This is a genomic window from Luteimonas suaedae, assembly GCF_008312895.1.
Taxonomy (GTDB): Bacteria; Pseudomonadota; Gammaproteobacteria; order Xanthomonadales; family Xanthomonadaceae; genus Luteimonas; species Luteimonas suaedae.
In genome coordinates, this window is record NZ_VSSP01000005.1 from 195,910 (window position 1) to 210,975 (window position 15,066).

Consider the following 15,066-nt stretch of genomic DNA (forward strand, 5'->3'; position numbering starts at 1 on the left):
GGAGCGCCGGCCCGATGGCCGAAAACGATACCCATCAGTTGGACCAGGAGTTGGTCAGGCGCGTGCAGCGCGGAGACAGCGCGGCTTTCGACCTGCTGGTACGCAAGTACCAGCACCGGATCGCGGCGCTGATCGGCCGCTACGTGCAGGACTGGAGCGAATGCCAGGACGTGGCCCAGGAGACGTTCATCCGTGCCTACCGTGCGATCGGCAATTTCCGCGGCGATGCGCAGTTCTATACCTGGCTGCACCGGATCGCGGTCAATACCGCCAAGAACCATCTGGTCTCCGGCAACCGCCGCCCGCCGACCGAGGACATCGACGTCGGCGACGCCGAGCAGTTCGATTCCGGCGTGCGCCTGCGCGACACCGACACGCCCGAACGTGAACTGATGCGCCAGCAGTTGGAACAAACGGTGATGCACGCGGTCGAAGGGTTGCCCGAAGAGCTGCGCGTGGCGATCACGCTGCGCGAGGTCGACGGACTGAGCTACGAGGAGATCGCCCAACGCATGGACTGCCCGATCGGTACGGTGCGCTCGCGCATCTTCCGTGCCCGCGAAGCGATCGACCTGGAGCTCAAACCCCTGATGGACACCGAAACCACAGCCGAGCGTGCCACCCGATGATGCCGACCGACGACAGCGACGCCCTGCAGATCGGGCCCGATCCCGACAAGCTCTACCTCTACCATCGCCAGCAGCTGTCGGCGATGCTGGATGGCGAGTTGTCGCCGGACCAGGCCCGTTTCATGCTGCGGCGGCTGCAGCACGACACCGAGCTGGCCAGCTGCTGGGAGCGCTGGCAGGTCTGCGGCGACGTGTTGCGCGGACAGCGCAATGCGCTGCTGCCGGCCGATTTCGCGCAGCACGTCGCCCGTGCGATCGCCGATGACGGAGGCGTCGCGGAGCCGGTATCGGCGACGGCCGGGCGCACGCGCCTGTGGCGCTGGGGCGGCGGCGCGGCGCTGGCTGCCTCGGTGGCGATGGCGGCGCTGTTCGTCGCGCGCGAGCCGTTGCAGGCGCCGGGCGATGTGTCCGAGGCGCCCACGCCGATGATCGCCGCGGTGCCCCCGCCCACGGCCACCGATGAGACGCAGACGCCCGCGGACGCCGCCGGTGCGCTCGAATCCGGTCTCGCCCTGGCGGGCGCCGCGGCGGTTGCGGCCGCCGAGGTTCCGCGCCGCAACGAGGAGCGGCGTTCGCGCGGCCAGAGCCAGCGTGCCGCGACCACCCGCGAACAGCGCCGTGCCGAACAGGCACCGGCGACGGTTGCGGTGGCGGCGCGCAATCCGCGGCAGCCTGCAGTCGACCGGCGGGCACTGCCGGCGCCTCCCGCGGCAGACGTGTCCACGGCGGTCGCCGCCACCGGTTCCGACGCCGCCATCATCGATCCGTTCGCCGTGAGCCCCGCCTTGCCGAGTCGGCCGTGGCCGCGCGCGATCGCGCCCGAGTTGAGTGGTCGCGGCGGCGGCTTCACGGTCGGCTATGGCGATTCCGGCGCCAGCGCCTCGTTCCATCCCTTCGAGCCGCGCATGGCCGCCGGTCAGGTCGGATCAAGTGCGGCCGGCCTTTCGCTCGCGCCGGCCACCGCCATCGGTGCGTCCGCGACTCCGGTCGCCGAGCCCGGCGCCGAGCCCGCCGATCTGCGCTAGCCGGCGCGACCGCGTGCGGCAGGCGCCCGCAGGCGCCTCCGGACCGCGACAAGACCGACTCCCTTCCCACGATTTATCGAGGATGGTTCCCCGATGAAAGCACCGCTACCTGCTGTTGCCCTCGTTCTGGTCACCGCCGCCGCCACCGCGGCCGCGGTGCTTCCGACGACCGAACCGATTGCCGCGCCCGCCACCGTCGCCGCGGCGGGCCAGGAGGTGGCACCCCAGGCCGTGCGCGCGCCGGCGCAGCCGTTGGTGACCGGCCTTCCGGACTTCACCCGCCTAGTCGAACAGGTCGGACCGGCCGTGGTCAATGTCGAGGCGACCATCGGCGCGCCGACCGCGCAGCGCAGCCAGTCTCGCGGCGGCCAGATGCCCGAGGACGAGATGATCCCGGAGATCTTCCGCCGCTTCTTCGGGCCGGGATTCCCATTCCCGGGTGGCCCGGGCGGTCCGCAGGGGCCGCAAGGACCGAGCGGCCCGCGTGGCACCTCGATGGGCACCGGATTCCTGATCTCCGGCGACGGCTACGTTCTGACCAACCACCACGTCGTCGATAACGCCGACGAGGTGAAGGTGCGCCTGCACGACCGGCGCGAGTTCACCGCCGAGGTCGTCGGCAGCGACGTGCAGTCCGACGTCGCCGTGCTGAAGATCGACGCCAGCGGCCTGCCGACGCTGCGCGCCGGCGATTCGCGCCAGGTGAAGCCGGGGCAGTGGGCAGTGGCGATCGGCTCGCCGTTCGGGCTCGACCAGTCGGTCACCGCCGGCATCGTCAGCGCCGTCGGCCGTTCCAACCCCTATGCCAACCAGCAGTACGTGCCGTTCATCCAGACCGACGTCGCCATCAACCGCGGCAATTCCGGTGGCCCGCTGCTCAACACCCGCGGCGAGGTGATCGGCATCAACTCGCAAATCTTCAGCAACTCCGGCGGCTACATGGGCGTGAGCTTCGCCATCCCGATCGACATGGCGATGAACGTGGCCGACCAGCTCAAGACCTCGGGCCGGGTACAGCGCGGCCAGATCGGCGTGCAGTTCCAGGCGCAGAGCATCACCCGGGAACAGGCGAACGGATTCGGCCTGCCCGATACCCTGGGCGCGTTGGTCAACGTGGTCGTGCCCGGCAGCCCGGCCGAGAAGGCCGGCATCGAAGTCGGCGATGTCATTCGCGAGGTCGATGGCATCACCATCACCCAGCCCAGCGACCTGCCGCCGATCGTCGGCAACAAGGCGCCCGGTACACGGGTGAAGGTCACCGTGTTCCGGGAAGGCCGGAACCGCGGGTTCACCGTCACCCTGGCGGAACTCGATGAAAGCCTGTTGGCGGGTGGTCCCGTTCGCGGTGCGCCCGGTGGCACGCCGCGGCCGACGGACTCGACTTCGTCCAATCCGCTCGGCCTCGTCGCCCAGGACCTGACCGCCGCCCAGCGCCGCCAGCTCGGCCTGGAGGAGGACGAGGGCGTACGCATCGTCGGCGTCGAAGGCTTGGCGGCGCGGCAGGCCGGGATCCAGCCCGGCGACGTGGTGCTGCGGGTCGGCCGCACGCCGGTCGGCAGCGCATCGGCGCTGGACCGCCAACTGCGCGACGTGAAGCCCGGGCAGACGGTGATGCTGCTGGTCAGCCGCAACGGCGGCAGCCAGTTCATCGCGGTCACCCCGCGCGGGGACGACGAGGAGTAGGCGCGCCGGCACCGGGTGTCGGAACCGGCCTATCGTCGTAGGAGCGCGCCATGCGCGCGATGCCGCGGGCATCGCGCCGCCCGCAAATTCCGCTGACCGGCGCGCCTGCCGGTCCCGAATCGCGGCATCCACCGGATCCTGTCGGCACCCGCGGCATCGCGCGCATGGCGCGCTCCTACGGAGCGGTCCGGCTGCGACCGTGCGTGCAGCGACCGGCGACGGACGCCGCGATCATCGTTCTCCTTCGCAACGCGCGGCGGCGCGTTCATTAGCCGTCGCCGCCGATCAGGCTGCCTGGCGCGGTCTGCTTGGCGCAAGACGGCCGGGTGCGCTGTGCGATAATGCCGCGTTTTTCACGCTGCACGGCCGCAGGGACGGCCCGCCTGACCCCATGAGCGCCGATCCGATGCGGAACATCCGCAACTTCTCCATCATCGCCCACGTCGACCACGGCAAGTCGACCCTGGCCGACCGCATCATCCAACTGTGCGGCGGCCTGACCGAGCGCGAGATGGAAGCGCAGGTGCTCGACAACAATCCGATCGAGCGCGAGCGCGGCATCACCATCAAGGCGCAGTCGGTGTCGCTGCCGTATACGGCGAAGGACGGACAGGTCTACCGGCTCAACTTCATCGACACGCCCGGCCACGTCGACTTCAGCTACGAGGTCAGCCGCTCGCTGGCGGCCTGTGAGGGCGCGCTGCTGGTGGTCGACGCCGCCCAGGGCGTGGAGGCGCAATCGGTGGCGAATTGCTACACCGCGGTCGAGCAGGGCCTGGAAGTGGTGCCGGTGCTCAACAAGATCGACCTGCCGACCGCCGACGTCGACAAGGTGAAGGCCGAGATCGAGGCGGTGATCGGCATCGACGCCACCGATGCGATCGCGGTCAGCGCCAAGACCGGGCTCAACGTCCTGGATGTGCTCGAGGCCATCGTCACCCGCATCCCGGCGCCGGTGCCGCGCGACACCGACAAGCTGCAGGCGCTGATCATCGATTCCTGGTTCGACAACTACCTGGGCGTGGTCTCGCTGGTGCGGGTGATGCAGGGTGAGATCCGGCCCGGCAGCAAGATCCTGGTGATGTCGACCGGGCGCTCGCACCAGGTCGACGGCGTCGGCGTGTTCACGCCCAAGCGCAAGGCGCTCGACGCGCTGCGCGCCGGCGAGGTCGGCTGGATCAACGCCAGCATCAAGGACGTGCACGGCGCGCCGGTCGGCGACACGCTTACCCTCGCCGCCGACCCGGCGTCGAAGCCGCTGCCCGGCTTCCAGGAAATGCAGCCGCGCGTGTTCGCCGGCCTGTTCCCGGTCGACGCCGAGGACTATCCGGACCTGCGCGAGGCGCTGGACAAGCTGCGCCTCAACGACGCCGCGCTGCGCTTCGAGCCGGAGAGCTCCGAAGCGATGGGCTTCGGTTTCCGCTGCGGGTTCCTGGGCATGCTGCACATGGAGATCGTGCAGGAGCGGCTGGAGCGCGAGTACGACCTCAACCTGATCAGCACCGCGCCGACCGTGGTCTACGAGGTGCTGAAGACCGACGGCAGCGTGATCCCGCTGGAGAACCCGGCCAGCCTGCCGCCGGTCAACCAGGTGGAGGAGGTGCGCGAGCCGATCATCCGCGCCAACATCCTCACCCCGCCCGACTACGTCGGCAACGTGATCACCCTGTGCGAGGAGAAGCGCGGCCGCCAGATCGGCATCCAGTATCTCGGCAGCCAGGTGCAGATCAGCTATGAGCTGCCGATGGCGGAAGTGGTGCTGGATTTCTTCGACAGGCTGAAATCGGTCTCGCGCGGCTATGCCTCGCTCGACTACCACTTCCTGCGCTTCGAGGCCGGCCCGTTCGTGCGCGTGGACACGCTGATCAACGGCGACAAGGTCGATGCGCTGTCGATCATCGTGCACCGCAGCCACGCCGATCGCCGCGGCCGCGAGCTGACCGACAAGATGAAGGAACTGATCCCGCGGCAGCAATTCGACGTCGCCATCCAGGCCGCGGTCGGCTCGCAGATCATCGCCCGCAGCACGGTCAAGGCACTGCGCAAGAACGTGCTGGCCAAGTGCTATGGTGGCGACATTTCGCGCAAGAAAAAGCTGTTGGAAAAGCAGAAAGAAGGCAAGAAGCGGATGAAGCAGGTCGGACGGGTCGAGATTCCGCAAGAAGCCTTCCTGGCGGTATTGAGTAGCAGCCGTGATTCGTGATCGAGAGGCGGTGATTCGTGATTCGTGATTGGTGATTCGCAAAAGCGGACAGCGCACAGGCGTTTGCTTTTATCGAATCACCAATCACCAATCACGAATTACCATCTCAATCACCAATCCCGGCTCCGAAGGAACACACATGAAATGGTTTGAAATCGCCCTGGTGGTCCTGACCCTGGCCACCGGCATCATCTGGCTGCTCGACCGGCTGTTCTTCGCCAAACGCCGCGCCGAGCGCGCCGGATTGCTGGAGGAGAAGGAGCCAGTGGTGGTCGACTACGCCAAGGCCTTCTTCCCGGTGCTGGCGGTGGTGTTGATCCTGCGCAGCTTCGTGGCCGAGCCGTTCCGGATCCCGTCCAGTTCGATGATGCCGACCCTGCTGATCGGCGATTTCATCCTGGTCAACAAGTTCGCCTACGGCCTGCGCCTGCCGATCAGCAACCGCAAGTTCATCGACCTCGGCGAGCCCGAGCGCGGCGACGTGGTGGTGTTCCGGCCGCCCCACCAGCCGGACCAGGACTGGATCAAGCGCGTGGTCGGCCTGCCCGGGGACGTGGTCGAGTACCGCGACAACACCGTCTACGTGAACGGCGAGGCCTTCGGCTATCGCCCGGTCGGCGACGGCCGCTACGTCGGCGAAGGCCGCGGCCGCGAGATGACCGGCGCCGAACTGCTGGCCGAGCGCATGCCGGGCCGGGAGCACCAGGTGCTGGAGATCACCCACCTGCCGTTCGATCCGGGCCAGGGCGAATGGACGGTGCCCGAAGGCGAGTATTTCGTGATGGGCGACAATCGCGATAGGAGCGACGACAGCCGGTTCTGGGGGTCGCTGCCGGAGAGCCAGCTGCGTGGCAGGGCCTTCCTGGTCTGGATGCATTGGGACGGCAGCGCCGGCGGGGTCGATTTCGGCCGGATCGGCAACGGAATCCAGTAGTATCCGTATCCAATGCGCATTCCTCGGGGGAGAAAGGCAATGAAACGCAAGCAGAAGGGGTTGACCCTGCTGGGCTTCGTGATCGTGCTGGCGGTGGTTGGGTTTTTCGCCTATATCGCGATGAAACTGTTCCCGATGTATTCCGAGTACTACAGCGTGCGCGCGGCGCTGAAGGGGTTGTCGCAGGAGGCGGGCATCGCCAACCAGGATCCGGCACGGATCCAGGACCTGTTCTTCCGCCGCCTGTACATCAACTACTCGGAAAACGTGAAGAAAGAGCACGTCAAGCTTAAGCGCGTCGACAACGGCTGGCAGATGGACGTGCAGTACGAGGTGCGCAGGCCGATGGTCGCCAACCTCGACGTGGTCGGCAAGTTCCAGACAACGCAAATGCTCACGCGTGGCGCCGGCGAAGCCAACTGAGCCCTTCGGCCATCGCTTCACCGACCAGGGCCTGCTCGCGCAGGCCCTGACGCATCGCAGCGCCGGGGCGCCGCACAACGAGCGCCTGGAATTTCTCGGCGACGCGCTGCTCGACCTGATCGTCGCCGAGGCCCTGTACGCACGCTGGCCGCGCGCGGACGAGGGTGCACTGACCCGCGCCCGCGCCGAGCTGGTCCGCGAATCGACGCTCGCACGGCTGGCGCGCGAGCTCGATCTGGGGCCGAAGCTGATGCTCGGCCCGGGCGAGATGAAGTCCGGCGGTCACCGCCGCGATTCGATCCTCTCCGATGCACTGGAAGCGGTGATCGCCGCGATCTATCTCGACGCCGGCTATGACGCCTGTCGCGCCGCGGTGCTGTCCTGGTTGGCGGCCGAGCTGGACGGGCTCGAGATCGCCAAGGTCGGCAAGGACGCCAAGACTCGCCTGCAGGAGTGGCTGCAGGCGAAGCAGCGGCCGCTGCCGGCCTACGAGCTGCTGACCGAGTCCGGCGACGACCATGCCAAGACCTTCCACGTGCGCTGCAGCGTGTCCGAGCCGGAGGTGTCCGCCGAGGGCGAGGGCAACTCCCGCCGCGCCGCCGAGCAGTTGGCCGCGGAAGCCGTGCTGGCGGCATTGGCCCGCCTGGACTGATTTTTCCGGGCCCACGCCCGCCCGTTGGGTCCGGCTCTCCGTAGGAGCGCGCCATGCGCGCGATACCGCGGGCAGTTCGCCGCCACGGGATCCCTGGCGCCGACGTGCTTTCCGGCTCGCGCAGGAGCCGTAGATGGCCGACGCGGAAACACCCGCGGCATCGCGCGCATGGCGCGCTCCTACGAAAAGCGGGCGAATGGCAACGTAGAATGCCGGCATGACATCCCCCTCCAGCTATCGCGCCGGCCACGTTGCCGTCATCGGCCGTCCCAACGTCGGCAAGTCGACCCTGGTCAACGCGCTGGTCGGCGCCAAGGTCAGCATCGTCTCCAACCGCCCGCAGACCACGCGCCACCGCCTGCTCGGCATCGCCACCTTCCCGCAGGGGCAGCTGGTGCTGGTCGACACGCCCGGCCTGCACCGCGACCAGGGCAAGGCCAGCGCCTCGGCCATGCACCGCTGGATGAACCGCGCCGCCCGCGGCGCGCTCGAGGGCGTGGATGCCGTGCTGCTGGTGGTCCAGGCCGGGCGCTGGGACGAGGAGGACGGCGCCGCCTACGAGGTGCTGCGCGGGGCCGGCGTGCCGGTGGTGCTGGTGGTCAACCAGGTCGACCGCCTGCGTGACAAGGCGGCGCTGCTGCCCTACCTGGCCGAGGTGTCGCGGGAGCGCGAGTTCACCAGCGTGCATCCGGTCTCGGCGCTCAAGCGCATCGGCCTGGAGGCGCTGGTCGATTCGGTCCTGCCGCTGTTGCCGCAGCAGGACGCGCTGTACGGCGAGGACGAGATCACCGACCGCAGCCAGCGCTTCCTCGCCGCCGAGCTGCTGCGCGAGCAACTGATGCGCCTGCTCGGCGCCGAGTTGCCGTACGCGACCACGGTGGAGATCGAGCGCTTCGAGGAGGACGGCGCGATGTACCGCATCGGCGCGGTGATCTGGGTCGAGCGCGAGGGCCAGAAGGCGATCGTGATCGGCAAGGGCGGCACCCGCCTGCGCGAGATCGGCACCAAGGCGCGGCAACAGATGGAGCGCCTGTTCGACCACAAGGTCTTCCTCGAGACCTGGGTGCGCGTGCGCGAGGGCTGGTCGGACGACGAGGCGGCGTTGCGGGCGTTTGGATATGAAGAGCCGTGATTCGGGATTCGTGATTGGTGATTCGCAAGGGCGGGGCGTGGGTGGGTCGCCATGACCGCCAGAGCGCGGCTTCGATACGAATCCGGTGGGATGCAACCTGATCCGGCAAAGTCACAGGCCCCGCTTTTAGCTTTTGCGAATCACCAATCACCAATCACGAATCACCAATCACCAATCACCAATCACCGCTCCCATGCGCTACACCCAAGAACCCGCCTACGTCCTGCATGCGCGCCGCTGGCGTGAGACCAGTCTGCTGGTGGAGGTGCTGAGCCAGGAGCATGGTCGGCTGGGGCTGGTTGCGCGCGGGGTGCAGGGGCCGAAGCGGCAGGCGCTGCGCGCGGCGCTGCAGCCGCTGCAGCACATCCGCCTGGACGCGACCCAGCGCGGCGAGCTGGCCTGGCTGTCCGCGGCCGAGGCCGTCGACCAGGCGCCGCGACTGGCCGGCGATGCCGGGATGGCGGGCTTCTACATCAACGAACTGCTGATGCGACTGGCGCCGCGGCAGGATCCGCGCCCGGAGCTGTATGCGCTGTACGGCCAGGTGCGCACGCAGCTGCGGGAGCAGGCGCCCCTGGCGTGGACACTGCGGCGGTTCGAGCGCGACCTGCTGGAGGCGCTGGGCGTCGGCTTCGCCCTCGATGTCGACGGCGACGGCGTGCCGATCGATCCGGCCGCGCGCTACCTGCTCGACGCCGAGCACGGCCCGCGCCGATTGCTGGGCGAGCGCGACGGCGGCGAACGCGGCCGCACCGCGACCGGCCGCGCGCTGCTGGCGCTCGCCGCGGACACGATGCCCGGGCCGGACGACCTGGCCGGGCTGCGCCGCAGCCTGCGCACCGTGCTGGCGCATCATCTCGGGCCGCGCGGGCTGAAGTCGTGGGAATTGATGGCGGAACTGGGGCGGATCGGCAGCGGCGACGGCTGATCGCAACCCCGGGGCGGAGGCATGCCGACCTCGGCCACCGTCTCGAGTGCAGTCGGATCGAATGACGCTTGTGCTTGAGCATCGTCATTCCGGCGAGGCGGGAAGCGCTTCACGACATCCGAAGGACTGATCATCCCTGGACGTCAGGCCATCGCAATCGCCGTCCTTGGGTTCCCGCCTCCGCGGGAACGACGAGCACGGCGTCGGGCTCGCCTGTTGCGGGCGGGGTCAGCGCTCATCCGCCGCCGCCGTCGTCTGCAGCGGCTGCCGCTTCCAGGGTCTTCGCCACCGCAGACAGGAAACGCTGCAAGGCCGTGTCGCCGGCGGGATCACCTTGTAGCGCCGCCACTGCCGCCTGTAGCCGCGCGGCGCCGACGAATCCGCAACTGGCGCGCAGCTTGTGCAGGGCCGCACGCACTGCCGCCAGGTCGCCGTCGGCGGCCGCGGCGACCACGGTGTCGCGCGCATCGGGCAGTTCCGCCAGGAACAACTGGCGCAGGGCGGCGACGTTGGTCGCGCTGCCGCCCAGCGCGGCCGCGGCGGCGGTGTCGTCCCATACGGCTGCGGTGTCGGCGGGTTCCGCGCCGCCGGTATCCTGGCGGGGATCGCCGGACGTTGCCTCCGCGACCGGTCCCTTGAGCGCGTCACGGATCGCCGCCTGCCAGGCCGCCGTCGTCAGCGGCTTCGTCACCACCGCCAGGAAGCCTTCGGCCAGCAGGCGCGCGCGTTCGGCCGTCTCGTGCGCTGCGGTGTGCGCGATCGCCGGGGTCTGCAGTCCCTGCGCACGCAGCCAGGCGAGCAGTCCGCCGCCGCTGCCGTCGGGCAGGTTGACGTCGAACAGCCACAGCGCATGCGCGCCGGACAGTGCCAGCGCGCGGGCCTCGGCGACGGTGGCGGCCGGTTCGACCTCGGCCGGCAGCGCCTCCGCCGCCAGGCAGAGGAAATGGCGGCTGGCGGGTTCGTCCTCGAGCAGCAGCAGTTTCGGCTTCATGGCGCGCTTCCCCGGCATAGGTATGCTTCCGGCATGACGCGTTGCATCGTACTCCTTGCCGCCCTGTGGCTGGCCGTCGGCAGCCCGGCGGCGCAGGCGCGCACGATGACGGCACGGATCGACCGGGTGGACACCGCGGTGGCGACCCTGTGGCAGGTGCGCGTGCGCCTGGATTGGCCGGCGCATGCCGCGCACGGCGAGTTGCGCCTGGAGGCGGCGCGGGTCGAGGCGCCGACGCTGGGCTATCGCTTCCGCGATCTCGCCTGGCGCTGCCCGCTGTCGCGCAACGCCGAAGGCCGGTGGCGCTGCGATGGCGAAGTGCGCAGCGGCCGCGCCGCGCCCCTGCGACTGGCGGTCGACCTTGGTCCGGCGACCACCGACGCCGTGCTGGCGCAGGGCCCGGCGCGGATCGCGCTGCGGCGCAGTGCCGCCGCGCCCGATGAAACCGCGATCGACCTCACCCGCGTGCCGCTGGCCTGGGCGCAGGCGCTGCTGAGCCAAGGGTGGGAAGCGGGCCGCCTGAATGCCGGCACCCTCGACGGCGCGATCGCGGTGCAGGCGCCCGGACAGGGGCCGCTGCGGATCGATGGCGAGCTGCGACTGACCGCGGCCGCGTTCGACACCGCCGACGCCAGCGTCGCCGGCGAGGATGTCGGTGCACGCGTCGGAATCGACTATCGCCGGCTCGGCGACACCGACCTGGTGGCGCTCGATGCCGAACTGCGCGGTGGCGAACTGCTGTTCGGCAATGCCTACCTGGACCTGCCGGACACGCCGGTTCCGCTGCGCATCGACGCGATCCGCGAAGGTCCCGATGGCGGCTGGCGGTTGCCGTCGTTCGAATGGCGCGACGGCGCCGCCCTGCACGCGCACGGATCGGCCGCGCTGGTCGCGGACGGCAGCCTGCGCGAACTGGAGGTCGCGTTGCGCAGCGACGATGCATCGCTGCTGCCGGCACGCTACCTGTCCGGGTGGCTGGCGCTGGGCGGCCTTGCCGGCCTGCAACTGGACGGCGCGCTGGGCGTGCAGCTGCGCGTCTCCGACGATCGCCTGCAGGCGCTGGATGTGCGGTTGCAGGCGCTGGACCTGCGCGACGGCGGCGGCCGCTTCCGCTTCGATGGTCTCGACGGCGATTTGCGTTTCGCCGGCGAGGCCGAGGTCGACAGCGAGCTGCGCTGGCGCGGCGGTGCCCTGCGCGAGATCGGATTCGGCCCGGCGTGGCTGCCGTTCCGCGCCCGTGGCGGGGAGCTGCGCACGCGCGAGCCGGTCGAGGTGACCATCCTCGGCGGCCGGCTGCGCTTCGACGGTTTCGCCGTGCGTCCACCGGGCGACGGCGAGGGCCTGCGGCTGCGGTTCGGGCTGGCGGTGGAGGCACTCGAGGTCGCGCGCCTGGCCGAGTCGCTGGACTGGCCGGCGTTCGGCGGCACGCTCAGCGGCGAGATCCCGCAGGTGCGCTATGCCGACGAGCGCCTCGACTTCGACGGCGGACTGTCGGTGCGGGTGTTCGACGGCACGATCGACGTCTCGGCGCTGTCGATGGAGCGCCCGTTCGGGGTCGCGCCCACGCTCTCGGCCGACCTCGCCGCGCGCGATCTCGACCTGCTCGCGATCACCCGCGTGTTCGACTTCGGCAGCATCAGCGGGCGCCTGTCCGGCCGCGTCGACGGGCTGCGCCTGGTCGACTGGCGGCTGTCGTCGTTCAATGCCGCCCTGTACACCGGGCGCCGCCCGGGCGTGCGCCAGCGCATCAGCCAGCGCGCGGTGCAGAATATCTCCAGCGTCGGCGACGCCTCGTTCGTCGGCAGCCTGCAGGGGCAGCTGATCGGTTTGTTCGACGACTTCGGCTATGCGCGCATCGGCATCACCTGCCGGCTCGCCAACGAGGTCTGCCGGATGGGCGGCCTGCGTTCAGCCGGCAACGCCTTTACTATCGTCGAAGGCGCGGGACTGCCGCGGCTGCAAGTGGTGGGCCACAACCGCGATGTCGACTGGCCGCTCCTGGTCGAGCGCCTGAGCGCCGTCGCCGGCGGCGATGTCGCGCCGGTGGTGGAGTGACGGGCGAAATCGGTGACGGTGGCGGATGGCGCACAGCGATCCGACGCCGCCATCCCGGCGCAAGCCGGGATCCCTATTGCTGGTGCTTCTACGCAGTTGCGCACCAGTACCGGCAAGATCAAGGTCGATCCCGGCTTGCGCCGGGATGACGGAAAAAGCGGTTACGCTTTCCGCCGCTCGCCTTTCACGCGCACAGTTTGGGTCATCGAGGAGACACGACATGAAGCACTGGTTGGGAATGCCGATCGCCGTCGCGCTGGTGTTGAGCGCCTGCGTGACCATCAACGTGTATTTCCCCGCCGCCGAGGCACGCGAGGCGGCGCGCGAGTTCGTCGACAACGTGATCGGCGAGCAGGGCGCGAAGCAGGAGCAGGAGGATGTCGAGCTGTTCCCCGAAGAGCCGGGTGGCATGGCGCGCGCGCCGGCGGCCTTCCATCCGCTGATGCTGGTCGGGATCGCGCCGGCCCATGCGCAGGACCAGCCGGACATCACCATCAGGACGCCGGCGATCGAGGCGATCCGCGGGCGCATGCGCGACCGCTTCCGTGGCACGCTGCTCCCGCATTTCGAGTCCGGCGCCCTGGGGTTCGGCAACGACGGCACGGTCTCGGTGCGCGACGCCGGCAAGATTCCACTTTCCGACCGCGTCAAGGTGAACCAGGCCATCGCCGACCAGAACCGCGACGCGCGCGCGGTGTACAAGGAGATCGCGGTCGCCAACGGCCATCCCGAATGGGAAGGGCAGATCCGCGACGTGTTCGCGCGGCAATGGGCCGAGCGCGCGCGCAGCGACTGGTGGGTGCAGGACGCGAGCGGCAACTGGAAGCAGAAGTAGGAGCGTGCCATGCGCGCGATACCGGCGTCGCCTGATCGTGGGGTGGCGCTTCGGTCGCGATGCCCTTGCCGAAGCTCCGCTCCGCTCGTGATCCGCGCGGGTATCGCGCGCATGGCGCGCTCCTACGAGGGCACGTCGAGCTGCCACATCTGCGACAATGGCCGGCTTTCCGCCCGCAGCCTGACGCCACGTGGCCCGTATCGACCAGACCCCGTTCGAACTCGAGATCCTCGATCTCAGCCATGACGGCCGCGGCGTCGCTCGTCGCGACGGCGGCAAGACCGTGTTCGTGTCCGGCGCGCTGCCGGGCGAGCGGGTCATGGCGAAACAGACCCGACGTTCGCGCAGCTTCGACGAGGCGGTGACGCTGGAAGTCCTGCAGCCTTCCGCCGACCGGGTGGAGCCGCGTTGCCCGCACTTCGGCACCTGCGGTGGCTGTGTGCTGCAGCACCTCGCCGAAGACAGGCAGATTGCGGCCAAGCAGCGGGTATTGCTGGAGAATTTCGAGCGCATCGGCCATGTCACTCCGGAGACGGTGCTGCCGCCGCTCACCGACGCCGCCTGGGGCTATCGCCGCAAGGGCCGGTTCTCGGTGCGCCGGGTCGAGAAGAAGGGCAAGACCCTGGTGGGCTACCGCGAGCAGGATCCGCGCTTCGTCGCCGATCTGTCGCAATGCCATACCGTGATTCCGCGGATCGGCGATCGCATCGAGGCGCTGTCGCGGCTGGTCGACGGGCTCGAGGCGCGGCGCGGGATCCCGCAGATCGAGTTCATCGCCGGCGACGATACCGTCGCGCTGGTGTTCCGCCATCTCGCGCCGCTGTCGGAGGCCGATCGCGGCGCGCTGGTCGCATTCGCGCAGGCGCACGGGTTCGCGATCCTCCTGCAGCCGGGCGGCGTGGATTCGGTGCATGCGCTGTGGCCGGAGGCGCCGCCGCTGTCGTTCCGGCTGGCGCCCTGGAACGTGGAGCTGCTGTTCCGGCCGCTCGACTTCATCCAGGTCAACGCCGGCCTCAACGAGAAGATGATCGCGCGCGCATTGGAACTGCTCGACGTGCAGCCTGGCGAGCGCGTGCTGGACCTGTTCTGCGGCCTGGGCAACTTCACCCTGCCGCTGGCGCGCGTGGCCGGCGAGGCGGTGGGCGTCGAGGGCGAGGCCGGGCTGGTGGCGCGTGCGCGCGAGAACGCCGCGCACAACGGGCTGGAGAACGCGCGCTTCTTCGCCGCCGATCTCGCCCAGGACCTGTCCGGGCACCCGTGGATGCGGCAGGGATTCGACCGCCTGCTGCTGGATCCGCCGCGCTCCGGCGCCGATGCCGTGCTGCGGCAGCTGCCGCTCAAGGGCCTGAAGCGCATCGTCTACGTCAGCTGCCATCCCGCGTCGCTGGCGCGCGATGCCGGCTACCTGGTCAACGAACGCGGCTGGAAGCTGCGCAGTGCCGGGGTGATGGACATGTTCCCGCACACCGCACACGTCGAATCGATCGCGATGTTCGAGCCCTGACGGGCTCGGCCTTGTTCGTGGGGTCGCGACTCCCGTCGCTCCCACATGGAAGGCGCGGACCGCGCCCATCAC

14 protein-coding genes are annotated in these 15,066 nt (G+C 69.7%); 13 read left to right on the top strand and 1 reads right to left on the bottom strand.

Annotated elements, in window-relative coordinates; all coding sequences use genetic code 11:
• The first annotated feature begins 14 nt into the window (after positions 1–14).
• From rpoE to recO, 10 genes are all read left to right on the top strand, one after another.
• The gene (gene rpoE / locus FXO19_RS10070; protein ID WP_149194962.1) at positions 15–629 is read left to right on the top strand and encodes an RNA polymerase sigma factor RpoE; all 615 of its coding nucleotides are present in this window, start codon (positions 15–17) and stop codon (positions 627–629) included.
• Positions 626–1,654, top strand: a complete 1,029-nt coding sequence (locus tag FXO19_RS19425; protein WP_255516374.1) for an RseA family anti-sigma factor — start codon at positions 626–628, stop codon at positions 1,652–1,654. The genes rpoE and FXO19_RS19425 overlap by 4 nt, the downstream gene beginning before the upstream one ends.
• Positions 1,655–1,747: 93 nt before the next feature.
• The gene (locus FXO19_RS10080) at positions 1,748–3,337 is read left to right on the top strand and encodes a Do family serine endopeptidase (RefSeq protein WP_149194963.1); all 1,590 of its coding nucleotides are present in this window, start codon (positions 1,748–1,750) and stop codon (positions 3,335–3,337) included.
• 50 nt (positions 3,338–3,387) lie between these two features.
• A complete protein-coding gene (locus tag FXO19_RS10085; protein WP_149194964.1) occupies positions 3,388–3,609 on the top strand; it encodes a hypothetical protein in 222 nt (73 codons plus the stop codon).
• Positions 3,610–3,743: 134 nt separating this feature from the next.
• On the top strand, positions 3,744–5,540 hold the full coding sequence (gene lepA, locus FXO19_RS10090; protein ID WP_187775730.1) for a translation elongation factor 4: 1,797 nt from the start codon (positions 3,744–3,746) through the stop codon (positions 5,538–5,540).
• 139 nt (positions 5,541–5,679) lie between these two features.
• Positions 5,680–6,474 (top strand): signal peptidase I, encoded by a 795-nt coding sequence (gene lepB, locus FXO19_RS10095; RefSeq protein WP_149194966.1) that lies wholly within the window; start codon positions 5,680–5,682, stop codon positions 6,472–6,474.
• Positions 6,475–6,513: 39 nt separating this feature from the next.
• Positions 6,514–6,897: a DUF4845 domain-containing protein gene (locus FXO19_RS10100; protein WP_149194967.1), complete on the top strand. Its 384-nt coding sequence runs from the start codon at positions 6,514–6,516 to the stop codon at positions 6,895–6,897.
• The gene (gene rnc, locus FXO19_RS10105; protein ID WP_149194968.1) at positions 6,875–7,549 is read left to right on the top strand and encodes a ribonuclease III; all 675 of its coding nucleotides are present in this window, start codon (positions 6,875–6,877) and stop codon (positions 7,547–7,549) included. The genes FXO19_RS10100 and rnc overlap by 23 nt, the downstream gene beginning before the upstream one ends.
• A 217-nt stretch (positions 7,550–7,766) precedes the next feature.
• Positions 7,767–8,681, top strand: a complete 915-nt coding sequence (era, locus tag FXO19_RS10110; RefSeq protein WP_149194969.1) for a GTPase Era — start codon at positions 7,767–7,769, stop codon at positions 8,679–8,681.
• Positions 8,682–8,874: 193 nt separating this feature from the next.
• Complete coding sequence (gene recO, locus FXO19_RS10115; protein ID WP_149194970.1) at positions 8,875–9,609, top strand: DNA repair protein RecO; 735 nt, start codon at positions 8,875–8,877, stop codon at positions 9,607–9,609.
• A gap of 235 nt (positions 9,610–9,844) precedes the next feature.
• Here the strand turns inward: recO and FXO19_RS19705 are convergent, their stop codons facing one another.
• Positions 9,845–10,600: a response regulator gene (locus FXO19_RS19705; protein ID WP_305067718.1), complete on the bottom strand. Its 756-nt coding sequence runs from the start codon at positions 10,598–10,600 to the stop codon at positions 9,845–9,847.
• Between the two features lie 33 nt (positions 10,601–10,633).
• Between FXO19_RS19705 and FXO19_RS10125 the strand changes: the two genes are divergently transcribed.
• The 3 genes from FXO19_RS10125 (at position 10,634) to rlmD (ending at position 14,994) form a co-directional block, all read left to right on the top strand.
• A complete protein-coding gene (locus tag FXO19_RS10125; RefSeq protein ID WP_149194972.1) occupies positions 10,634–12,655 on the top strand; it encodes a hypothetical protein in 2,022 nt (673 codons plus the stop codon).
• 220 nt (positions 12,656–12,875) lie between these two features.
• A complete protein-coding gene (locus FXO19_RS10130) occupies positions 12,876–13,490 on the top strand; it encodes a YdbL family probable chaperone protein (protein WP_149194973.1) in 615 nt (204 codons plus the stop codon).
• Positions 13,491–13,680: 190 nt separating this feature from the next.
• A complete protein-coding gene (rlmD, locus tag FXO19_RS10135; RefSeq protein WP_149194974.1) occupies positions 13,681–14,994 on the top strand; it encodes a 23S rRNA (uracil(1939)-C(5))-methyltransferase RlmD in 1,314 nt (437 codons plus the stop codon).
• The last annotated feature ends 72 nt before the right edge of the window (positions 14,995–15,066 follow it).